Below are 23,117 nucleotides of genomic sequence, written 5' to 3'. Positions count from 1 at the left end.
GTTGAACATGTAGGAGGCATTGTTGCGACGCTCCCTTCAACACCATATCACTTCTGTAGCAATTCTCCGAATTTTGATAATAAATATTTTTTATGATCTGTTCTAATGTGCCTTTTCATATCTCGTTATTCAAAAACCTCTTCTCATATTCAAGCCTTAATTCATCAATACTTATTAACTGCTCATTTCTTTTGACGTACCAAAAACTCCAGCCATTATTGTTTTCTTTATTTAAAATCGCCGCACTTACTTTATGTATAGATCCTGCGGTGTCTGCAAACTTCAACGAAGCATCTGCCTGTACAATAGCAGAAACTTTTTCGTGTTTGTCAAATACGCTTTCTCCCACAGTAATCAATCCTTTTTCTATTAAATTTCCAAAAGGCACTTTAGGTTTTTTCTTTTCTACGCGGTAGTCAAGTAGATCGCTTTCTATCGGAGTTATTTGTGCCAGTCGCTCGTTTGACACTTTTACATAAAACTCCTCCCGTTCAAAGCCGATAAATTTTCGCCCAAGCTTTTTGGCCACCGCAACCGTTGTTCCGCTTCCGGAAAAGGGATCCAAAACAATATCATTTACGTTAGACGTAGCAAGAATAATCCGGTAAAGAAGCGCTTCAGGTTTTTGAGTAGAATGGGCTTTTTCACCATTTACTTTAATTCTTTCTGCGCCCAAACAAATAGGAATTAGCCAATCGCTTCGCATTTGCAAATCATCATTCATCACTTTTAAAGAGTGGTAATGAAAAGTATACTTTGATGCTTTGCTTCTGGTTGCCCAAAGCAATGTCTCGTGGGCATTATTAAACCTTGTGCCTTTAAAATTTGGCATCGGGTTCGTTTTTATCCAAACAATATCATTAAGGAACCAAAAGTTTAAATCCTGCAAAATAGTTCCGATGCGGTAGATGTTGTGGTAGGTTCCGATCACCCAAATGCTTCCTGTGTCCTTTAATACACGGTAACATTCGCACAACCAACTTTTACAAAAAGCATCATACACTTCTTTTGATTCGAACTTGTCCCATTCGTCATCAACCGCATCCACTTTTGTTTGGTTGGGCCTGTATAAATCGGCATTAAGCTGAAGGTTATAAGGAGGGTCGGCAAAAATCAGATCTATAGAATTATCAGGAACCTTTTTTAATAAATCCACACAGTCCCCCAAAACAACGGAGTTCAAATCATACGGCCCCAACTTGGTCATCTGCTTTTTTCACAAATCTATGTTTTTGGATCAGTATAATAGTAGCCTTCCCCCTTACGGCGCAAATAACCATAAAACGTATTTGGCACTACACACTTTCTGTTATTGGCTAACCGGCCATTTCCACTCTATAAGCTCCTTTAGGCTGAAGTGAAAGTTTACGGTTACACCTTTATGCACCCCATCTACAATATCTCCGTCACCAGATTTCCGTCTAAATGTCCGGTGCATTTTTTCGACTTCATAAATTCTCTTCAGTTCGCTCGAGGATTGATAAAAGAGCCGGAAACTATTTTTCGGTACAATGCATAACCGATTTAGTAAGACCCATGTTATTACCGTATTTACTCCGGTTGTTTCTTCAATGGTAAAATATCTTAAAAGATCGCTTAGGTTTAAAGCCACAGTTTCTGAAGGGGCAAGTTTACTACCAGGCAGATACTTTTCAATATTCATAAATGTTCGCTGTTGTACTTTAACCTCCAAAAACCTGTAAACCTCTCCTTCCTTGTTTTTAATTTCTATATCTGGAAATCCGTCAGTAGTGCATTTGGACGAAGTGTATTTTTCATAAGAGTTAATATGTTTAATAATTATTTTTTCGTAGTACTCAGAAAACGAAACATCATTATCAAAAATATAAACGCCTTTACTTATGCCATCGCAACGCGTATGACATTTTGAGCAGTCATATACAAATTCACCAGACTGTATATAAGCCATAATTAATAGAGTGTATGTGAAAGCTTGATAAGCAATAGCGTTACAAGAAGTTGTTCTACTAAGTCTAGCGTGCCTAACTCCATAAGCATTTAATTAACGGGAGTGTCTGTAACTAATGAAGTGAATAAAGCTGATGAAAGATTCGATACTCTAAAACTTCCGGTACTTCCTCTAAGCTACCTCTTTAAAATCTTCAATCCAATCTTTCAATCTTATTGCATAGAAATGCAAGAACGGGAAGTTGAAAACTTTAACGGGTTCACTTTTGATTGTGATTTTTTGGTTTGCAAATTTGGCTGGCCTTACTTTTCCGCTTATCTTAAAACCTAATATTTAACTATTCCTAAATCTCGAATGTCTAAAAAATATTACTTCTTCATTTTCTTATTATCCTGCCTGCTATGTCTCCACAGTTACTCGCAGAGGAAAGATTTTATTTATACTAAAGAGTGGCAGATACAAAATAAATAGCATACAAATAGGCAGCTATACGTTGAACAATATTGTTATTACTGTAACTGATAAAGGCAAAAGAATAATAGCCGGCAAAGGCCTCTTAAACAAGTTCACAAATTGGGTTTTAAATAATAAAGAGAATACATTGGTCCTCACTAAGTAGCTATATAGTGCAGGCAATATTACCAGCAAGATTGGTTATTGTAAAGTCAATCCTAAAAGAATGGGAGAAGTAGAAATGAACCACGAAGAACAGATAATTCTCATCAGTTCACACATCATTACTTATGGAAGTGCAGCTGATGAGAAGGTTACAGAGTTAGTCAGGGATGAGATAGAAACAATGTGGAACGAGCCGAAAGGAACGATACCTGTAAAAGGTGTTGTGTACCTGGTAACTTTTAAAATAACCGCAGAGTTGCGGCCAGGGGTTGAAGAGGAAGAAGTTTTTAGCAACACTGACCCCCGTAACAATTATTTTAGGATTGAAGATTATGCCCGTGGAAACATCTCTTTTGTAGACGGTCTTGGTTGCAATACAGGTTATTTTAAGCTTGAGAATTTATATATAGGTTCTACCACCGCCGCTCATGAGTATGGTCATACACTAGGTCTTGGCCATCCGCGTGATTGTGATTATAGAGGCAAGGGTGTTCCACCCATTATGTACCCAAGGGGCACTTTGGTTGATCCGCAATTTCAATACGATCCATTAAAACCTGCGGGGGTAACCGGAGGTACAATGCATCCTATATATCGAAAAGTTTTTGCTGAAGATATAGCGGCACTAAAACTGGAAAGACTAAGATTTAAAAACGAAAAAGCAATTGTAGGTGAATTTACCAACGTATTTCACGAAAGCCATAGAGAAGTATGAACGACGGATGAAATTGGTAACAATACTTGAGATGGGAATAGCTGAATAAAGAGCAAATTGTATAAGTGAGTGACACAACAAAAGCAGGTTAAAGTTATCCTGTTCGTTACAAAAATATGTAGAAATACCTAAACCATTGAACGCGAAGACTGAAGTATTGCCCGCATCATTTGCTTGTTTATTGGTTTTTCGATGAAATCTTTTACATTAAAACCTTTACTGCGGATTTTATCCTTTTCATCAACCGACGAACTAATCATATAAATACTAATTTGTTTATCCAGGGTTGTCTTTATGCTGTTGTAAGCATCTAAAAACTCCCAGCCGTTCATAACAGGCATGTTAATATCGAGAAAGATGACATCTGGAAGGGGGTCCCTATCCTGTGTTTGTTTCGAAAAAAAGTCCATCGCTTCTTTTCCATCTGAAAAGATCAGCACCTTCTGTAGGGGGTCTACTAACTCAATCATTCTTTTAGCGGTGAACTGATAGATGCGGTCGTCGTCGATCAAACAAATAGTAAGGGGGGGGGAATTTGGAGCCATGCTAGTTTTATTTGGATTAATTGCCTTTCTTCAACTGTTTGAAAGCCAACTCGAATGCCAGAATAAATTTACACCTATTTTGATCCTTAATTTTGTAAAATGTTTTCTTCACAAAGATTTTCGAAAGAGGAAGCCTTAAAAAAGATTAAAAACTACTGTAGTTATCAGGAAAGAAGCCACAATGAAGTAAAGGAAAAATTATACTCGTTTGGCTTATTTAAGGTAGAAACAGAGGAAATTCTTTCTATTTTAATTGAAGAAAATTACCTGAATGAAGAGCGTTTTGCAAAACAGTTTGCAGGTGGAAAATTTAGAATGAAACAATGGGGACGAAGAAAAATACAGTATGAATTGCAGCAAAAAGGCGTAAATAAGCAGAATATTAAATTAGGATTAAAAGAAATAGAAGAGAAACAATACGAGGCTGTGCTGCAGAAATTGGCTGCCAAAAAATGGAAGGAGCTTAGTGGCGAACAGTACCTGGTGCGCCAGGCTAAAACCAATGCGTATCTTTTGCAGAAAGGGTACGAGCAAAGTTTAATAAGCACCGTTATAAACAGTCTTATTAAGGGATGATGTGTAAGTTTTTTAGAATTAAAGATTGCAGCAATAATTCTTAAATAATTCGTACCATGTGCTGCAACAACCATTTAACAATACCTATTATAACAATACTACATGTCATCTTTAACCTTTACCATCATACAAACTCAACTTCATTGGGAGGATAAGGCGGCCAATAGACGGATGCTTGAGGAGAAAATCAACAGCCTTACTGAGAAGACCGAGGTGGTTATTCTTCCTGAAATGTTTAGCACAGGTTTCAGTATGAAGCCGGGGCAACTGGCAGAAGACATGGATGGCGAAACGGTAGCATGGATGAAGCGTATCTCTGCGCAAAAAAAAATTATTCTTACCGGTAGCCTGATTATTAAGCAAGATGATAAATACATGAACCGACTGGTGTGGATGCTTCCAAACGGACAGATGGGTTTGTACGATAAGCGGCACCTTTTTGCGTATGCACACGAGGATGAGCACTACACTGCCGGCAGTAAGCGTTTGATTGCTTCTGTAAAAGGTTGGAAACTAAACCTGCTTGTATGCTACGACCTGCGTTTTCCCGTTTGGTCGCGACAGGGGCAGCATGCACCGGATAAACACCAGGGGCTGGAGTACGACATACTGATATATGTAGCAAACTGGCCAGAAAAACGCAGTCACATGTGGCGAACACTATTGCAGGCAAGAGCTATAGAAAATCAGTGTTTTTGTATAGGTGTTAACAGGGTGGGTAAAGATGGAAACGGCATTCAACATAGTGGCGATAGCATGGTAGTAAATCCACTTGGCGAAGTGTTGTATCATAAAGCCAATGAAGAAGATATTTACACCTTTACCTTGCAGAAAGAAGATTTGATTGACATCCGTGAGAAAATGCCATTCTGGAAAGATGCCGATCCATTTTTAATTATTCCTGACTAAAAACTTTGCTATGATACATGCACACGAAGCAATCAGAATTTTTACAGGCGAAGAGTGGCTAATGAATCGGGCTATTCTTGTAGAAAATGGAATTATTCACGACATTGTTCCTAATAATGAGATTCCTCCAGGCGCCATTATCACAAATTATGTTAGTGGTTTTTTAGCGCCTGGCTTTATCGATATCCAGATTTATGGAGCTGAAGGTTCTTTGTTAGCGGTTGATCCAACCCCTCTAAGTCTTCAAAAAACATATGAGTATTGTAAAGCAGGCGGGGCCCCTTATTATCAACCAACCGTGGCCACCAATTCTTACGATGTCTTTTATAAATGCATCGATGCAGTTAAAGAGTACTGGCACAACGGAGGCAAAGGCGTTATCGGCCTGCATGTAGAAGGGCCATGGATTAACAAAGCAAAAAAAGGCGCACACGCCGAGCAATACATTCATTCACCTACCGTAGAACAGGCAAAAGCATTGCTGGAGTATGGCAAAGGAGCCATCACTATGATTACCCTTGCACCAGAAGTTTGCAGTACAGATGTGATTGAACTTATACAATCGTACGGAGTAGTTATTTCTGCCGGCCACAGTAATGCAACTTTTGAGGAGGCGAATGAGGGCTTTCTCAAAGGCATTAACGCGGCTACTCATTTGTACAATGCAATGAGCCCTTTACAGCATCGTGCACCTGGAATTGTTGGTGCAGTATTGAACCACGAAAGGGTAATGGCAAGTATTGTTGCCGATGGTTTTCATGTTGACTTCCCCGCAATAAACATTGCAAAAAAAATAATGCAGGACAGGCTTTTTTTTATTACTGATGCCGTAACCGAAACAAGCGATGGATATTATCCCCATAAATTAGTTGGGGATAAATACGAATCGAATGGTGTTTTAAGCGGGTCAGCCCTAACCATGGGAATGTGTGTACGTAATGCGGTAGAAGAAGTGGGAATTGAATTGTCAGAAGCTTTGAGAATGGCTGGTTTATATCCTGCTCAAGTGATGAAACTGGATAAGCAATTAGGAAGAATTGCCCGCGGTTATAAAGCTTCATTTGTTGTAATGAACGACAACCTCGAAGTTTTGCAGGCAGTAGATTAGAACCTTTTGTTGCAAGCATTTGTTCCCCGGTGTATCATCCTTGCGACGCTCCGTTCAACTGGTCATCTCCATGTAGCAGTTTCCATGCTCTTCTTGCGAAGAAGGGCATAGTTATTTTGTCGGCCATAGTAGCCCCCTACACCAAATATTCGCACTTTATGAAATACAGAACGCTTGGTCAAAACGAACAATTATCAGCAATAGGTTTAGGGTGTATGAGTATGAGCCATGCTTATGGCGTGCCCGACGATGATGAATCTATTGCAACACTTCACTATGCGCTTGACTTAGGTATCAACTTTTGGGATACTGCTGATTTTTACGGAAACGGTAGCAATGAAGAATTAATATCAAAAGTATTAACTACGAATCGAAACAAAATTTTTATAGCCACTAAGTTTGGATTTCGCGCAACAGAAGATGGCAAGGGAAGTTATTTCGACGGTTCCCCCGTATATATGCGCCAGGCAATAGATGCAAGTTTGAAAAGATTAAAAGTTGACGTAATCGACCTGTATTATGCGCACCGCATAGATCAGCGGATTCCCGTGGAAGAAATGGTGGGTGCCATGGCTGAGCTGGTAAAACAAGGCAAGGTCCGTTATCTTGGTTTATCTGAAGCCTCTGCAAATTCTATTAAAAGAGCTCATGCGGTACATCCGATAGCTGCGCTGCAAAGCGAATACTCTTTACTTACTCGGGGTGTTGAAGAAGAAATTTTGCCTTTGTGCAAAGCACTTGGAATTGCATTTGTTCCATACAGCCCACTTGCCCGCGGCCTGATGACGAATACCCTAAATTTCAATGATCTTCCTGAAAATGATTTCCGAAGAACACTTCCCCGGTACCAGCAAGAATACCAGCAAAACAACGTAAACCTGGCCCGGGCGTTTGCAGAATTAGCAAAGCAAAAAGCGTGTAGTGCTGCTCAGCTTGCATTGGCGTGGGTGTTGGCACAGGGATCAAATGTGATCCCTATTCCGGGAACAAAAAAGCGGGATAAACTAAAAGACAATGCGGCTAGTGTAGATGTAATACTAACAACACAAGACGTCCACGACATTGAAGCTGTTTTGGCAAAATATCCGAATGTTGGCGACAGGTATAGCGAGGCGAATTATAAATGGGCAGACAAGAATTAAGAATAACTTTGTTTAAGCAAAATGAAGCAAAAAATAAAATAGTAAAAACAGATCCATGAGAAGAACCTTTTCTACTGCGGTAAATAATAACGGGGTTAATATCTGGCTACTTATTGCCCGGCTGGTTGTAGGCGCTTTGATGCTTACTCACGGCATCCCAAAATTGCAAAACCTGGTTTCGGGAAATGTTCAGTTTGCCGATCCCTTTGGAATCGGTGCAACCGCAAGTTTGGCTCTCACTGTTTTTGCAGAAGCATTTTGTTCCATACTCCTCATTCTGGGACTGGCCACCCGGCTTGCAAGCGTGCCTTTAATAATAAATATGCTTGTTGCTATTTTTTATGCACACGCCACTCAACCCCTGGCAAAAAAGGAGCTGGCCATCGTGTACCTAATTTTTTTCGTTGGCTTTCTCATTTTAGGCGGCGGTAAATATTCGGTCGATTCTTTAATTTTCGGTAAAAACCGGAGCAGGTATTAGCCTTGGCTTTCGTATATAAGCAGTGCGGGAAGAAATACGGCTTATATTTAAACTGCTACAAATACAAATTAGATAAAGAACTTTGCTTTCTGCCAGTCATACAAACAAATGCTTCTGCTGCTTTTACGCCTAGCTCTCTTCCCCTAAATTCTTCCATAGCGGCATGTCCGCAACTATAGATACCCGGCGGATCTTGGCTGGTATGGCAAAACACTGCTTTTCTTTTTAATTCCTGGGTTTCTGTAATATCAATATAGTCAGTAGGATGGAAGGTCATCGTTTGTTCACCCGCACAAACTTCAAAGAAATAGAGCGGAAATTTTTGTTGCGCTCTTACCCACGACTGAATAGTTAACAAACCCGCTACCTGGTGATCTTTATGAGAATCCAGCGGCCAGTGTGTAAATACAACATCGGGCTTTTCATCATAAATTAATTTTTGAATTCTACCTAGCCATGCGTTATCCATTATGGTATCTCCATCAACCTGGCCAGCAAACACCGGCTTAGCCCCTAATATTACGCAAGCATTTAGCGCTTCCTGTTTTCTTATTGCAGCAGCTTCAGCATGTGATTTACCTTCAATACCCGCTTCGCCTGTTGTTAGGTAAATAATCGTTATCGAATGTCCTTTTTTACCAAGCGCTGCCAATGTACCTCCGCATCCACTTTCAGGGTCGTCAGGATGTCCACCTACACATACAATTTTCTTCTTTTCAATTTTCTCTTTTTTCTGTGCATTTAATACACCTGGCAATGAAAGCAAACCTACACTTGCTGATGTATTTTTCAAAAACGCTCGCCTTGATTTCATGTTTGTTATAAAGATTTTTCCATTAAAGCCAAATATCCACCGGTAGTATTTCGCACATAAAAACTTCTGTTATAGCCGCTTCATTTTGTGCTATATTTCATTTTTATAAAATAATGAATAAACATATGAAAAAGCTGGTTTTATTCACGATAATACTTTTGTCAACTCTTTCATTTAAACTTAAACCAAAAACAATTAGCCTTTTTAACGGTAAAGATCTTAAGGGGTGGCATGCAGATATTCCCGCTATGGATACTGACAGCTCTTTAAAAACTCCTTTCATTATCAGAAATGGCTTGCTGGTAAGTTTGGGAACCCCCGGCGGTCACCTTATTACGAATGCTGTTTACAAAAATTATAGGCTGCAGGTAGAGTACCGTTTTGCAGGTGTGCCCGGCAATTGCGGCGTTTTAGTACATGCTTCCACGCCGAGGGCATTGTACAAGATGTTTCCCAAAGCTATAGAGTCCCAGATGATGACAGAAAATGCAGGCGATTTTTGGTGCATACAAGAAGATATCGCAGTTCCTGATATGGAAAAAAGGCGGGGCCCCAAAGCAGAATGGGGCATAAACGGAAATAAAAAACGACGCATACTAAACCTTACCGATGGGTCTGAAAAGCCGGTAGGTCAATGGAACACTATGGTGATAGAGTGCGTAAAAAGATCAATAAAAGTTTGGGTTAATGGCGACCTGGTAAATTGTGGTTTTAACTGTACTGCCGACCACGGACAAATTGCATTGCAAGCTGAAGGTTCAGAAGTCGAATTCAGGAAAGTTGAGCTAACGCCTATTAGCAAATTAACAGGAACACCATGTGAACTGGTAACCGATAAAAGAAGTTAGCATTGGTGAAGAAAGATTAGCTCTGTTTGATTTAAACGGACGTACAAGCGGTAAGGGGTTAATTCAATTTTTCCTTTAGTTAATAGGCGGAGTTCCACATGTTGAACCTTTGTTGCGACGCTCCGTTCAACTGCCGCAATTCTATTTGGCTTTTTCCATTTTTTACTCAAAATCTCCCTACTACTTATCAGAAGAATACTAAGCTTGATGGCTACCAAACTGGTATTAAACGAGTCTCAGGCAGTTTTACCGCTTTTAAATAAATTGCATGCTTAAACCTTTGCAGTTTAAATTTCCACATTGCTCCTTTCACCATGAAGATCATAAGTATAAAGTTTTTGAACCTGAATTCTTTAAAAGGTGAACATGAAATAAAGTTCAACAAACCTCCTTTCACCGAAAGTGGTTTGTTTGCTATAACCGGTCCTACAGGCGCAGGCAAAACAACTATCCTCGATGCAATAACGGTAGCCTTGTATGGTCGTGTACACCGGCATGATAAGGATGCAAGCGAGAGCATGACCAGGTTTACAGGAGAGACGTATGCCGAAGTTGAATTTGAAGTAAACAACCAATTGTTTAGGGCAAAATGGTCTTTACGAAGAAGCCGAAACCGACCCGACGGCGCTTTACAAACAGCTAAGATGGAACTGGCAAATGCCTTAACAGGCGACATCATTATTGCTCATCCTCTTATTGCTGTACAAAGTAAAATAGTTGAATTGTGTGGGTTGGATTACAGCCAGTTTTTACGTTCGGTTATGTTATCACAGGGTGACTTTACACGGTTTCTAAAAGCAAGCGAAAACGAACGAAGTGAGCTGCTTGAAAAAATTACAGATACTGGTATTTACTCGCAGATTTCGGCATATGTATTCGAAAAGTCTAAAGAAAAAAAAGTGCTGCTGGAAGCATTACGTGCAAGAATGAGTGATGTGATATTGCTGTCAGAAGAGGAGAAAAATGCCATAACAGAAAGACTGCAACAACAGAAAGAAGAAGAAGCAAGGATAAAACAGTTAAAGCTGGATGCAGAAATCAAAATAAACTGGCTGCAAAAAATAAACGCACTTGGCAGTAAAAGACAGTTGCACGCACAGGAACTGGAGGGCTTCAGGCAACAGGCAAAAGACAATGAAGCCGGTTTTGAAAAGCTGAAACAGCACACTGTGGCATCCGCTCATCAGCTTGCTTTACAAGCAGTGTACGAACAAAGAAAACAAAGAGCAGAAATTGAAAATAGGTTGGCTGAAGTAAACAACCAACTGCCTGTTTTGAAAGAAGAAGCTGAAAAAGTTTCAGCCCAACTAGAGGCTGCAACAAATAGGTACAACGAGGCGCAAATTGCACTTTTAGAAGCAGAGCCATTACTGGAAACTGTGATTATAAAAGACACGGAAATAGAGGGTAAAGAAGAGCATCTTTGTCAAACGACCAATGCATTTGCAGCTTTACAAAAGGAAGCAGAGAAGTCAACGCTCTTAATGAGTCAAAAGCAGCAGGAGCTGGAAGAGTGCGAAAAGCAAATAGCAGCTATAGAAAAATGGTTGGACGAACATAAAGCAGAAAGCAACATTGAAAAAGATTTGCAGGCATACCAGCAAATTAAAAAGGAACTGGCGGCAACGGATGAAGTGATTTCGAAGGCAACTAAGGAAACCACGAAATTTGAGGGTCAGCAAAAAGAAGAATGCTTAAATCTTAAAAAATCAACTGAACAAGCAGAAACCGTTAAAAAGGTTATAGCGCAGCTTCATCTTCAACAAGAAGCAACGAACCAAAAGTTACGTGAAGCTACAGGTGAACAAGCCGTTGAAGAAATTGAATTACAAGCCAATGCTTTGCCTGCTTTAATAGCTGTTTGTAAAGATCAGTTGCGGTTGTCGGCGGATTATAAGACGCACCTTGACCGACGACAACAGGTTAATCAGCAACTCGATGATTTGAATAAAGAATGTAACAAAGAAAATGAACAGCTCAAGCAATTGGAAATCGACAAAGAGAAAGCTGAAGAAATATTAGCGGATTTTCAACATTTGGTTGAGTTGCAAATGCGGATACAAAAATATGATGAGGAACGCCAACAATTAGAGCCGGAAAAACCCTGCCCTTTATGTGGATCAATGCACCATCCTTTTGTTGATAATTATTATAAAAGCCGCGTGAGCGAAGCCGTTCAAAAAAGGGACAATCACAAAGCTTATTTAGATGTGCTTGTGAAAAAATACACAAAAAAGGCTTTAACGGTTAATACCCTTTCTAATAATGTTTCGCAATTAAATCATGAGCGGCAGCAGCTTGTTATAGCAATAAGAAACGCTTTCGATGCATTTGAAAAAAACAACGCAGAACTTCCAAAACCATTACATATTGAAGACAGCAAAGTGATTGGCGCTATCATAGCAAATAAAGAAAGAGAACATAAAAAGCTTTCAGAGCAAATCTTTACAATCAGAACTTTACAACAGCAATTTACTCTTCAGGCAAGCCAGCTTAATAGTAAAGAACAGGAATTAATCCGATTTGAAAGCTCGGTATTGCAAATTGAGGAAAGAATAAATGCCATAAGACGCAACATAGAACGACTACAGGAAGATTTAAAAGTTCATACAAGCAATAAGCAAAATATAAACGATGCTGCCATTACGCTTTTATCTGGCTACGGTATTGCTTATAATCCCGCTATAGGTTATGCTTTCGAGGAAGCGTTAAAAATGAAGTTTGGCGAATACAGCAGGTACTTAAAAAATCAACAACAATGTAAAATCGACAAAGGAAGGATTGAAGCTGAATATATTAGTGCAAAAGGGGTTACTACTGAAAAAACAGGAAAGCTGGATGTACACGCAGTCGCTCTGAAAGCGGAGCAGGAAAATTTGCAGGTATTACGAAGTGAAAGGAAAGAAATATTTGGTGATAAAGACCCTTCAATGGAACGTAAAAAATTGAATGAAGCATTGCAGCAGTCTAAAAGTATGGTGGAGAACCTTCAAAACGATTTACACCAGAAAGACCAAACTTTAAAAGTAAGTGAAGAAAGAAATAGGGAATGGCAAAGCCAGTTACGAGCGGTCAGTGAGAAGTATATGGTGGCCCACGACCAGTTAATTAACAAGTTGGCAGCAGAAGGAATTGCTTCCATAGAACAATTGGAAGTACTATTTATTCCGGTTGAAGAAGAACAAAGAATATCTGGTTTAAAACAACAAATTGAACAAAACATTGCAACCACGGCAGGCATTTTAAAAAATGTAGAGGAAGAATACAAAGCAGAGATTGAAAAAAATCTGACCGTGGAAAATATAGGTGCATTAGAAGTGGTACAGAGCCAACAGGATCAATTAATACGAGAGTTAAACCAACAAATCGGAGGTCTGCAGTGTACAGTTGAAGAGGATGCACGACAATCTGCTAAGCATAAAGAAGTAGCAGCACAGGCAGAAGAACAGCAAAAAGATTGTAGTCGATGGGATAAAATATCACAACTAATTGGTTCAGCAGACGGAAAGAAGTTTAGCAAATTTGCACAGGGGCTAACCCTTGCAAGACTAACTGAATTGGCAAACCGGCACTTGAACAAATTAAGTGACAGATACCGGATTCTAAAAAGTGCGGAGAAGGATTTAGAACTTCAAATTATAGACTCTTACCAGGCAGATGTTATTCGTCCAATGACTACACTTTCCGGAGGGGAGAGTTTCCTCGTTAGTCTTTCACTTGCCCTCGGTCTGTCCGACCTTGCCGGAAGTAAAACACAAATCAACTCCCTGTTTATCGATGAGGGTTTTGGAACGCTTGATGCCGAAACCCTGGATGTAGCAATTTCAGCATTAGAAAACTTACAAGCCTCTGGAAAAATGATTGGTATCATCTCGCACGTAGAGGCGCTGAAAGAACGAATAGGCACACAAATAGAAGTTAGCAAACAGCCAGGAGGTTACAGTAAGATTAAGGTGAAGAGTTATGGAAAAGAGTATGTGTAGAAGTTTTAGGTTCTAACCTGCAACAGGCAACCGCTAATGGTTTCACTCTTCGCCCCATTCGCCAAGCCCCTGCCTGATAACCTCATAAGGTTCGCGTGTACAATCCACAATGGTAGAAGGGGTCATACCTCCCTGTCCGCCGTCAATTACAATATCAACCAGTTTTCCAAAGTTCTCGTAAATTAATTCAGGATCAGTGTATTCTTCTACCATATCTCCCGGTAAAGAGGCACTTAGTATGGGGTGGCCCAGCTCCTGTACAATTGTATTTGCAATCACATTATCAGGAATCCGCAAACCGATTGTCTTCTTCTTGCTATGTAAAATTTTAGGTACTTCGCTGTTTGCGGGTAAGATAAAAGTATACGGCCCGGGTAGATAGTTTTTTAAAGTTCTATACAGGGGAGTAGAAATGCTTTGAGTGTATTTACTGAGGTCACTTAAATCATGGCAAACAAAACTCAGTTGTGCTTTTTGAGGATCAATATGCTTAATGCGACAAATTCTTTCAACTCCTTGTTTTTTAAAAATGTCGCAGCCCAACCCATAGATAGTATCAGTAGGATAAATAATGACTCCTCCATCCAACAAACATTCTATAATTGTTTTTATTTGCCTCGGTTGCGGATTAACAGGATGAAGATGAATAAGCATGTTACGGATGATTAAAATATTATACCATTTTTTGTACAGCACCTAAAGCACTATTTCTCGAAGAAACAACAATTGAGGCATTTCTTAAGCCTTTGCCTTAAACCGGCTGCAATGCTTGATACAAGTACAAGAGAGTGACACAACCAAAGCAAATAGCGGCAAAACAGCCCCCCACAATAGCACAACAAAAAATTAACAACAAAATTATAATTGAAAATGAACCAGTTACAAAGGTTGCATTTAAAATAGTTGTTCAAAGCTTTCTTTTTTCCAATATATGCTACTACCTTCGCCGTCCATTAAAAATTGGTGGGATAGCACCAATGAACTTAAAAATTATAAAATGAGCAAACTACATTTCACAACCAAATCTGCGAACGAGGCTACCGTACAGCGTAACTGGCACGTTGTTGACGGCACTAATCAAACCGTTGGTCGCATTTGTGCTAAAATCGCAGCAGTTCTTCGCGGTAAGAATAAGGCGTATTACACTCCCCACGTTGATTGTGGTGATTTCGTTGTCGTTATTAACTGTGATAAGGTTAAATTAACCGGTAACAAAATGGATGAAAAAGAATACATGCACTACACGGGTTACCCAGGTGGCCAAAAAGTGGAGATCGCAAAAGACCTTTTAAAGCGTCGCCCTGAAGTGATCGTTGAAAGAGCTGTAAAAGGGATGCTTCCTAAAAATCGTTTAGGTCGTAAGATGTATAAGAAACTATTTGTGTACGCAGGCGACAAACATCCTCATACTGCACAGCAACCTCAACCATTAACATTTTAAAACAGGCTACAAGCATAAAAAATGGAAAAACAAAAAAATGCCGTAGGTCGTCGTAAGGAAGCTGTTACCAGGGTTTTCCTGAATAGAGGCGAAGGTAAAATCATCATAAACGGTAAAGATTACAAAGAATATTTTCCGCTGGTTTACCTGCAAAACCAGGTAGAACAACCTTTTAAAGTTATTGAAGGCACTGATAAATTTGATGTAAAAATCAATGCAACTGGTGGTGGAATGAAAGGTCAGGCCGAAGCTGCAAAGCTTGGTATTTCCCGTGCTATTCTCGAAGTTAATCCTGAATTACGTCCTACTTTAAAAGCGGCAGGTTTATTAAAGCGTGACCCTAGAAGCGTTGAGCGTAAGAAACCAGGTAAGAAGAAAGCAAGAAGAAGCTTCCAGTTCAGTAAGAGATAAGGAAAGCTACGAGCTATCAGCTTCGAGCCTTGAGCCTTTTCGGTTTTTGCTCGAGGCTCAAAGCTCGTTGCTCACGGCTAATAATATTTACAACATTAATCATAATCAAGACAATGGAAAATAACACTTCACTACAACAACAACTTCTGGAGGCCGGTGTTCACTTTGGTCACCTGAAGAAGAAGTGGAACCCAAAGATGTTGCCTTACATCTTCGCGGAGAAAAAAGGTATTCACATCATCGACCTTAACAAAACCGTAGAAGGTTTGCAGGAAGCTGCTGCCGCTATGAAAAGCATTGCTAAGAGTGGAAAGAAGATCATGTTTGTTGCAACTAAAAAGCAGGCAAAAGAGATCGTGATGGAAGCTGCTAAAAAAGTAAACATGCCTTTCGTAACCGAGCGTTGGTTAGGTGGTATGCTTACCAACTTCAACACTGTTCGTAAGAGCGTGAAGAAAATGCAGAGCATCGAAAAAATGTTGAACGACGGTAGCGCTGAAAGCCTTACTAAAAAAGAGCGTTTGACACTTACCCGCGACAAAGAAAAAATGGAAAAGGTGCTTGGTGGTATCGCTCAACTAGGTCGTGCCCCTGCTGCTTTGTTCCTTGTTGATATTGGTCACGAGCATATCGCTCTTTCTGAAGCAAAACGTTTAGGGGTTACCACTTTCGGTATGGTAGATACCAATTCCGATCCTAACAAAGTTGACTTTGCAATTCCTGCTAACGACGATGCTACAAAATCTGTTGCCATCATTACCAACTACATAGCTGCTGCTATCGCTGAGGGACTTGCCGAAAGACAAGCTTCTAAAGACGATGATACAGATGGTGATGTAGACAATGATGCTGAAAGAAGAGCTGCCCGTTTACAAGCCGAAGCCGAGGCTGAAGCTTCACGTGGTGGTGGTAGAGGTCGTGGCAATACAACCGGCGGTCCTGCTGGTCCTCAAAAGCGTCGTGTTCCAGGTGGAGCTAGCCGCAGACCAAGTGGTCCCGGAGGTCCTAGATAGTTACAGTGGTAAGTATTAAGTTGTAAGTAAAGAGGAAAGTGTTTTTGATCCAGCTTTAGTACTACTATTTATCATCGTTGCGTCGCACACTTGTACTGGATAATTTATTATTCAGCTAATAATAAAACCACATAGGCACATAGACACGTTTCGTGTGACTTATGTAACTATGTGGTTTTCGTTTTTAATTTTTAATTTTTAATTTTTTCAATATGTCAACTGCAACAATAACCGCGCAGGATATAAATAAATTGCGCCAGGCAACTGGTGCCGGCATGTTGGATTGCCGTAAAGCCCTAACCGAAACCAACGGAGATTTTGAAGGAGCTATTGACTGGTTGCGTAAGCAAGGTCAGAAAGTTGCTGCGAAACGTAGCGACCGTGAAGCTAAAGAAGGTGTCGTAGTTGCAAGAACTACTTTCGATCACAAAGTTGGTATCGTACTTACCATCAGTTGCGAAACAGACTTCGTAAGCAAGAATGCCGAATTTGTTGCTTTCGCAACAAGTATCGCCGATGCTGCTATCGCTAACAATGCCAAAAGTGCAGAGGAAGTAAACGAAGTAACCGTTAACGGAGCGAAGGTTTCAGACCTTATCAACGACAAGCTCGCGTCTATAGGTGAGAAAATCGGTGTAAGCCGCTTCGAAAGAATTGAAGCTCCTTACGTTGCTTCTTACATTCATGGTGCAAACCGTATGGGTGTTTTAGTCGGATTGAACAGAGAGTCTGCTGAAGCAGGTAAAGACCTTGCTATGCAAATTGCTGCAATGAATCCTTTGGCTGTTGATCCGTCTTCAATTCCTGCTACAACCGTAGAAAGAGAAAGAGCAATCGTAACTGAGCAAATTGCATCAGATCCAAAAATGGCTGGCAAGCCTGCAGAGATGATTGCAAAAATCGCAGATGGTAAATTGAATGCTTTCTTTAAAGAAAACACGTTGGCCGCCCAGCTTTTTGTAAAAGACAACAGCAAAACTGTTTCTGATTATCTAAAGAGTGTAGATAGCGAATTGAAAGTGCTTGATTTTAAGCGTGTGGCTTTAGGATAAAATTTTGCGACTAAGTATAAAAATAAAAAGGGACCGCCACGCGGTCCCTTTTTATTTTATACTTAGTCATATAGATACTTACCCTCCAACAATCTCGTGCGTTCCATCGCTTGTAGCTACTTCATACACTTCTGCATCAATATCAAATTCTTGCTTGTAAGCAGTTGTTATCTTCTCAGCTACCTCTGCCCAATCCTTTTTATGTACCAGGTTTATGGTACAGCCTCCGAAGCCGCCACCCATTAACCGGCTTCCAATAATTGAAGCATGTTTTTTTGCCTGTTCAACTAAAAAGTCAAGTTCTTTGCAACTCACTTCATAAAGCTGGCTAAGCCCTTCATGTGTTTGAAACATCAATTTTCCAAATGCTTCCTGTTCATTGTCTTCTAATAGAACAGCAGCTTTTTGTGTACGCTCAATTTCTTGCGTTACATACAAGCATCTTTTATAATTCACGTCACCAAGTTCGGCCTTATGCTTTTCCACTTCTTCAGGTTTAATGTCCCTGAACGACTTCACGTTGGGCAGTAACGTTTGTAGCTTGGCAAACCCTTCCTGGCATTGTTGACGTCGCTGGTTATACTCCCCGGTTGCTAAAGAATGTTTAACTTTTGTATTGATCAGAACGAGGGAATATTCTTCCAAATCCAATGGCAGGTACCTATAATCGAGAGTCATACAGTCAAGTAGAATAACGTTGTTTTGCTTACCCATCAGGCTGGCAAACATATCCATGATACCAACCTTCACTCCCGGAAAAGTGTGTTCTGCTTTTTGAGCCATTGTTGCCATTGTCGTTCGTTGCAGCTGAAGCTCAAAAATTTCGTTTAGTGCAAACAGCAATCCGCACTCTACAGCGGCAGACGAAGACATGCCTGCACCAATTGGAACGTTTCCCCCAAAAACACAATCAAAACCCTGTATCGTTAATTCTCTTTTTTGCACCTGGTCTATTACTCCAAGCAAATAGTTTTGCCAGCCTTCAACAGGCGTAATAGTAGTTAATGGCGTTGAGTAAGCCTCATTAAGGTCAGCGCTGTAAAAGTTTGCAGTATCTGTGGCATTGGGCGCAACAGCAAACCAGATGCCTTTATCTGTCGCTCCCGGCATTACATATCCGTCGTTATAATCAATATGTTCTCCTATGAGGTTTATTCTGCCCGGAGAAAAAAAAAGTCTTGGCGTAGTACCAAACTTTTCGGCAAATTTTTCAGCAATCTTAATTGAAGACATAATTATTTTTATAAAGATCTTGTAATAAATTTTGTAGTAAAAATAGTTGATTCTCCAGGTTGCAAAACTTTTAAGCCCATGCCATTATTAAAGGCATCAGGTGCACCGCTTAGATTTTCTACCGCTATACTTTTTCTATGTTCGGGGGTATACAGTTGTAAGTACGGATAACTTTCATCCGGGTGGAATTCTATCTGAACTTTTTTCTTTGGGTGCCGGATCACACACATTGGTTGACACCCGGCAAAATTTAAAGTAAAGCAGTTATCTAATTCGTTTGTTCCAAAGTTTTTTATAGAGCCAAACTCCTGGTAAGGAATAAGTTTTCCGGTAGGCACCAGGTCTCCGTCGAACTCTAGCATTTCCTTGCTTTGAAATTCCACCTGGTAATCATTTATACTATCGCCTAAGGTAAAGTAAGGATGCCAGCCGTCGACTACGGGCATTAGTTGCTCGTCCAGATTTGTTACAGTGGTTTTTACAGTAAGGGCATTACCCGTGGTCAACTCATATTCTACTTCTGACTTGAATTTGAATGGATAACCCTCCATATCGTTCTCATATACGTAACTCAATTTAACAGATGCCTTTTCGTCATCCTTAAACTGCTCGCTTATTTCAAAAACAGCATTATATATCAGTCCATGTATTGCAGTACCTCTTAAAGCAAACTTGCTTAGCAAATAATGGTTCTCTCCAAACTTATATTTCGAATTTTTAACCCTGCATGCAAAAGGGGAAAGTTTTGCACTTTTAAAAAACACGGTTACTTTATCTGCAGCCTCTGCCGGGCTCGAAAAACCATCTATAATATTGATAGCAGTTCCATGGTGTTCAGAGGTAAAATTATTAAGCAAGGCGCCAAAATTATAAATCTCCGCAAAAGTGTTAGTAGTTACATCCTTTAGAACGATAACAGAATGTTGCCCGTAAGAAGATACTATAACTTCAAATGCCATATGAAAAAATTACTTGTATGAATAATCCTTTTTGCCCTGATTTACCTTTAAAACTTAAGGGAAAAATATTTTTTTAGCCAGCCGCGTCACTACTATTAAACTTTACTTGCGTCGCACCCTTGTACCTGTTTTTCATTATTCAACCCAAAAACATAACCAGCGACTTCAAAAACAAAACCGTCTCAAGCCGAAGCTCGGTAAAGTTCATTAACATTGATTGCACCAGTAGTAAAACTTTATCTTTTTGTTGTTTCTGTTGCAAATTTATAAGAACAAGAATAAAATGAATGAAACGAGCAGTTACAAGCTAAATTGAAAAGACACAGATGAACGAAATGCGTCGCAAGCAAAGTTTGGTTGGGGAACAAATGTTTGTACCAAACAAATATAAATCTTAAGGGTAATTCTTATTCACTTAGGCGTGCTCACAGGCTCCATGGCATAACATTAGTAGTTTTTTCAAAAAAAGAAAAGTTATGCTACATCAAGCGGAGGATGAAAATGGCGTGTCAGTAAATGCTAATAGTAGTGCAAATGCAGGAAACAGCAATACCGATGAAAACAGTCTTTTTAAGGGTAACAGTATGCTGCAAAGACCGGCGGAGTTTGAAAAAGATAAGAAACAGCACCATTTACAAGAAGAAAATATGCTAAGTGCATCTATAGTTGACGACCTGCAAACAAACAGCGATGACGCCGCAGGAACGGATAGAGCCGGCACAGCAGAACGAAAGCCCTACGGTGATACAGAACTAAATAAAGGATTGGAAGCGCAGGCACGCGATGAGGAAGGAGCTTAATAACAGGTTCGATAACAACCGCATTTTTACATTCTGTTGAAAATTGAAAGCACCCGTAAATGAAAGATATTGCTTGAACTTTTTACTGCTTTCGTTTACTTTGCACTTCAATTTTTTTTATGGTTCATAATTTTAATGCTGGTCCAAGTATACTTCCGAAGGAGGTGTTGCAACAGGCAAGCGAGAGTCTTTTAAATTTCAACAACAGCGGTCTTTCTATTTTAGAAATTGGTCATCGCACGGCATTGTTTGAGGAAGTTTTGCACGAGGCAGTGTCACTGGTTAAAGAGTTGATGCGCCTTGATGCCGATCATGAAGTTTTATTTCTTCATGGTGGCGCAAGTACACAATTTATGCAGGTTCCCTATAACTTGCTCGGCGAAGGGCAAACGGCTGCTTACATCGACAATGGGATTTGGGGTAGCAAGGCAATTAAAGAAGCGCGGCTTTTTGGTAATGTAAACGTTGTTGCCTCTTCAAAGGATAAAAACCATACATACCTTCCAAAAGAATTTACTACGCCTGCTGATGCGGTATACCTGCACTATACTACCAATAATACAGTAGAAGGTACACAGTGGCAAACCGTTCCTGAAACACATCTTCCGCTGGTAGCCGATATGAGCAGCGATATTTTGAGCCGCGAGCTTGACTTTAATAAACATGCATTAATATATGCAGGCGCACAGAAAAACATCGGTATTGCGGGAGTGAATTTGTTGGTCATAAATAAAAATATGCTTGGAAAAGTATCGCGTAAGATTCCTACAATTTTAGATTATCGAATTCATATCGAAAACGGTTCGATGCTAAATACCCCACCGGTTTTTGCTATTTATGTAAGTATGCTTACCCTCAGGTGGATAAAAAAAATGGGCGGCGTTGCTGGCATAGAAAAACTAAATAATCAAAAAGCAGATTTGTTCTATTCTACCCTCGACGCCTTACCAATATTTAGGGGACCGGTGGCCAAAGAAGACCGCAGTAAAATGAACGCAGTATTTGTAATGGAAGACACTTCGTTGGAAAAGCAGTTCCTTAACGTTGCTAAGGAGGAAAATTTGTACGGCATTAAAGGTCACCGTTCTGTTGGTGGATTTAGAGCTTCATTTTATAATGCATTGCCTCTAACCAGCGTTGAAGTGCTGGTGCAGGTAATGAAAGATTTCGCAAACAAAGTAGGATAGAAAGGCCGTTACAGATCGCCGGTTTCCTGTTACCAGTCGTAACCAACCATGGGAAACAGGTAACCGGAGGGAGGTAACCGGTAACATTTCCTATCTTGCATTCATAATTTCTTTAATTAATGGCAAAAATTTTACCCTTTAAAGCCCTGAGACCAGCAGCAGAATTGGCTCCTAAAGTTGCTTCACGTCCCTACGATGTGTTAAACAGCAAGGAAGCAAAAGTTGAAGCGCAAGGCAACTCTTATTCATTCTTACATATAACTAAAAGCGAAATTGACCTGCCCGAAAGTGTGGATATACATAGCAAAGAAGTTTATGAGAAGGCAAAACAAAACTTAAATGCCTTCGTGCAGCGCAATGTCCTTTTCAGGGAGAGCAAACCTTGTTATTATATCTACGAGCTGCTGATGAATGGTCGTAGCCAAACCGGTCTTGTTTGTGCAAGTTCTATTGATGATTATGAAAATGATATCATCAAAAAACACGAATTTACCCGACCAGAAAAAGAAGAGGACAGGATAAACCATATAAAAACAACTGGTGCTCAAACTGGTAATGTGTTTTTAGCTTATCGAAATGTAGAAGCTATTGACAACCTTTTGGGTCAATGGAAAAGAGACCGCAATGCGGTGTACAATTTCAAGGCTGATGATGACATTCAACATTCAATTTGGGTTATCAATGACTCTGCTTCAATAAGCCAGATAACGGCTCTTTTTGAAGAAGAAGTTCCTAATACGTACATCGCCGACGGGCATCATCGGGCCGCATCTGCTGCTAAGGTTCGTGCATCTTTAAATGGTAAAGCGGGCGATGAAGCCAATTATTTTTTAACCACCCTGTTCCCGGCTAATCAGTTGCACATTATGGATTATAACCGGGTTGTTAAGGACTTGAATAATTTGTCGGCTGAAGCCTTCCTTGAAAAGGTTGGTGTAGATTTTGACATAGAGAAAACCGGAGAAAATGAAGTAAAACCTTCTGCTCTTCACCAGTTTGGTTTGTATTTGGATAAAAATTGGTATTCATTGACGGCTAAAGAAGGAACTTTTGGGAGCGATCCGATAGGTGTTTTAGATGTAACTATTCTTCAAAATAATATTTTAGATAAAATATTAGGCATAAAAGATCAAAGGACCGATAAGAGAATAGATTTTATAGGCGGGATAAGAGGATTAAGTGAATTGATTCAAAAAGTGGATTCTGGCGAAATGGCTGTGGCCTTTAGCTTGTATCCTGTTAGTATTCAGCAGTTGTTTGACATTGCAGATAGTGGAAACGTAATGCCACCCAAAAGCACCTGGTTCGAACCAAAGTTGCGGGATGGATTGTTAACCCATCTGATAAATTAA

Annotated in this window: 22 protein-coding genes; 15 read left to right on the top strand and 7 right to left on the bottom strand. The window is 39.9% G+C overall.

Annotation, left to right across the window (positions count from 1 at the left end; translation table 11 throughout):
• Nucleotides 1–115: 115 nt before the first annotated feature.
• Both JWR87_RS17995 and JWR87_RS17990 read right to left on the bottom strand, forming a co-directional pair.
• Complete coding sequence (locus JWR87_RS17995; protein WP_297822806.1) at nt 116–1,207, bottom strand: DNA methyltransferase; 1,092 nt, start codon at nt 1,205–1,207, stop codon at nt 116–118.
• A 102-nt stretch (nt 1,208–1,309) separates the two neighbouring features.
• Nucleotides 1,310–1,930 (bottom strand): hypothetical protein, encoded by a 621-nt coding sequence (locus JWR87_RS17990; protein ID WP_297822803.1) that lies wholly within the window; start codon nt 1,928–1,930, stop codon nt 1,310–1,312.
• A gap of 679 nt (nt 1,931–2,609) precedes the next feature.
• Here JWR87_RS17990 and JWR87_RS17985 point away from each other — a divergent pair.
• Nucleotides 2,610–3,263, top strand: coding sequence for a peptidase M10 (locus tag JWR87_RS17985; RefSeq protein ID WP_297822800.1), 654 nt, complete (start codon nt 2,610–2,612; stop codon nt 3,261–3,263).
• A 128-nt stretch (nt 3,264–3,391) separates the two neighbouring features.
• Here JWR87_RS17985 and JWR87_RS17980 read toward each other — a convergent pair whose 3' ends face one another.
• Nucleotides 3,392–3,808 carry a response regulator gene (locus tag JWR87_RS17980; RefSeq protein ID WP_297822797.1) on the bottom strand — a complete coding sequence of 139 codons (417 nt, stop codon included), beginning with the start codon at nt 3,806–3,808 and terminating at the stop codon, nt 3,392–3,394.
• 99 nt (nt 3,809–3,907) lie between these two features.
• On the opposite strand from JWR87_RS17980, the gene JWR87_RS17975 reads away from it, so the two are divergent.
• From JWR87_RS17975 to JWR87_RS17955, 5 genes are all read left to right on the top strand, one after another.
• The gene (locus JWR87_RS17975) at nt 3,908–4,384 is read left to right on the top strand and encodes a regulatory protein RecX (RefSeq protein WP_297822794.1); all 477 of its coding nucleotides are present in this window, start codon (nt 3,908–3,910) and stop codon (nt 4,382–4,384) included.
• Between the two features lie 102 nt (nt 4,385–4,486).
• Entirely contained in the window at nt 4,487–5,293 is an 807-nt protein-coding gene (locus JWR87_RS17970) for an amidohydrolase (RefSeq protein ID WP_297822791.1), read from the top strand.
• Nucleotides 5,294–5,303: 10 nt separating this feature from the next.
• On the top strand, nt 5,304–6,401 hold the full coding sequence (gene nagA / locus JWR87_RS17965) for an N-acetylglucosamine-6-phosphate deacetylase (protein ID WP_297822788.1): 1,098 nt from the start codon (nt 5,304–5,306) through the stop codon (nt 6,399–6,401).
• A 158-nt stretch (nt 6,402–6,559) separates the two neighbouring features.
• Complete coding sequence (locus JWR87_RS17960) at nt 6,560–7,543, top strand: aldo/keto reductase (RefSeq protein WP_297822785.1); 984 nt, start codon at nt 6,560–6,562, stop codon at nt 7,541–7,543.
• Nucleotides 7,544–7,598: 55 nt separating this feature from the next.
• Nucleotides 7,599–8,024: a DoxX family protein gene (locus JWR87_RS17955; protein ID WP_297822782.1), complete on the top strand. Its 426-nt coding sequence runs from the start codon at nt 7,599–7,601 to the stop codon at nt 8,022–8,024.
• A 55-nt stretch (nt 8,025–8,079) separates the two neighbouring features.
• Here the strand turns inward: JWR87_RS17955 and JWR87_RS17950 are convergent, their stop codons facing one another.
• Nucleotides 8,080–8,838 carry a PIG-L deacetylase family protein gene (locus JWR87_RS17950; RefSeq protein WP_297822778.1) on the bottom strand — a complete coding sequence of 253 codons (759 nt, stop codon included), beginning with the start codon at nt 8,836–8,838 and terminating at the stop codon, nt 8,080–8,082.
• 125 nt (nt 8,839–8,963) lie between these two features.
• Between JWR87_RS17950 and JWR87_RS17945 the strand changes: the two genes are divergently transcribed.
• Both JWR87_RS17945 and JWR87_RS17940 read left to right on the top strand, forming a co-directional pair.
• Entirely contained in the window at nt 8,964–9,686 is a 723-nt protein-coding gene (locus JWR87_RS17945; RefSeq protein WP_297822775.1) for a DUF1080 domain-containing protein, read from the top strand.
• A 314-nt stretch (nt 9,687–10,000) separates the two neighbouring features.
• A complete protein-coding gene (locus JWR87_RS17940; protein WP_297822772.1) occupies nt 10,001–13,669 on the top strand; it encodes an AAA family ATPase in 3,669 nt (1,222 codons plus the stop codon).
• A gap of 42 nt (nt 13,670–13,711) precedes the next feature.
• Here the strand turns inward: JWR87_RS17940 and JWR87_RS17935 are convergent, their stop codons facing one another.
• The gene (locus JWR87_RS17935) at nt 13,712–14,323 is read right to left on the bottom strand and encodes an L-threonylcarbamoyladenylate synthase (protein ID WP_297822769.1); all 612 of its coding nucleotides are present in this window, start codon (nt 14,321–14,323) and stop codon (nt 13,712–13,714) included.
• A gap of 343 nt (nt 14,324–14,666) precedes the next feature.
• Between JWR87_RS17935 and rplM the strand changes: the two genes are divergently transcribed.
• The 4 genes from rplM to tsf all read left to right on the top strand — a co-directional run bounded on the left by rplM (nt 14,667) and on the right by tsf (nt 17,586).
• Complete coding sequence (gene rplM / locus JWR87_RS17930) at nt 14,667–15,110, top strand: 50S ribosomal protein L13 (RefSeq protein WP_297822766.1); 444 nt, start codon at nt 14,667–14,669, stop codon at nt 15,108–15,110.
• A gap of 21 nt (nt 15,111–15,131) precedes the next feature.
• Nucleotides 15,132–15,521, top strand: a complete 390-nt coding sequence (gene rpsI, locus JWR87_RS17925; protein WP_297822764.1) for a 30S ribosomal protein S9 — start codon at nt 15,132–15,134, stop codon at nt 15,519–15,521.
• Nucleotides 15,522–15,634: 113 nt separating this feature from the next.
• A complete protein-coding gene (gene rpsB / locus JWR87_RS17920; RefSeq protein WP_297822762.1) occupies nt 15,635–16,534 on the top strand; it encodes a 30S ribosomal protein S2 in 900 nt (299 codons plus the stop codon).
• Between the two features lie 212 nt (nt 16,535–16,746).
• On the top strand, nt 16,747–17,586 hold the full coding sequence (gene tsf / locus JWR87_RS17915) for a translation elongation factor Ts (RefSeq protein ID WP_297822760.1): 840 nt from the start codon (nt 16,747–16,749) through the stop codon (nt 17,584–17,586).
• 78 nt (nt 17,587–17,664) lie between these two features.
• Here the strand turns inward: tsf and galK are convergent, their stop codons facing one another.
• Complete coding sequence (galK, locus tag JWR87_RS17910) at nt 17,665–18,819, bottom strand: galactokinase (RefSeq protein WP_297822757.1); 1,155 nt, start codon at nt 18,817–18,819, stop codon at nt 17,665–17,667.
• Between the two features lie 8 nt (nt 18,820–18,827).
• Complete coding sequence (locus tag JWR87_RS17905) at nt 18,828–19,778, bottom strand: aldose 1-epimerase (RefSeq protein ID WP_297822755.1); 951 nt, start codon at nt 19,776–19,778, stop codon at nt 18,828–18,830.
• A gap of 476 nt (nt 19,779–20,254) precedes the next feature.
• Between JWR87_RS17905 and JWR87_RS17900 the strand changes: the two genes are divergently transcribed.
• From JWR87_RS17900 to JWR87_RS17890, 3 genes are all read left to right on the top strand, one after another.
• Nucleotides 20,255–20,578: a hypothetical protein gene (locus JWR87_RS17900; protein ID WP_297822753.1), complete on the top strand. Its 324-nt coding sequence runs from the start codon at nt 20,255–20,257 to the stop codon at nt 20,576–20,578.
• A gap of 119 nt (nt 20,579–20,697) precedes the next feature.
• Nucleotides 20,698–21,765 carry a 3-phosphoserine/phosphohydroxythreonine transaminase gene (gene serC, locus JWR87_RS17895; protein ID WP_297822750.1) on the top strand — a complete coding sequence of 356 codons (1,068 nt, stop codon included), beginning with the start codon at nt 20,698–20,700 and terminating at the stop codon, nt 21,763–21,765.
• A gap of 119 nt (nt 21,766–21,884) precedes the next feature.
• Nucleotides 21,885–23,117, top strand: a complete 1,233-nt coding sequence (locus JWR87_RS17890; RefSeq protein ID WP_297822748.1) for a DUF1015 family protein — start codon at nt 21,885–21,887, stop codon at nt 23,115–23,117.

It is taken from the genome of Segetibacter sp. (genome assembly GCF_025963695.1).
Classification (GTDB): domain Bacteria; phylum Bacteroidota; class Bacteroidia; order Chitinophagales; family Chitinophagaceae; genus Segetibacter.
Note: the sequence above shows the minus strand (reverse complement) of the source record. Positions and strands in the feature narration are given on the sequence as shown.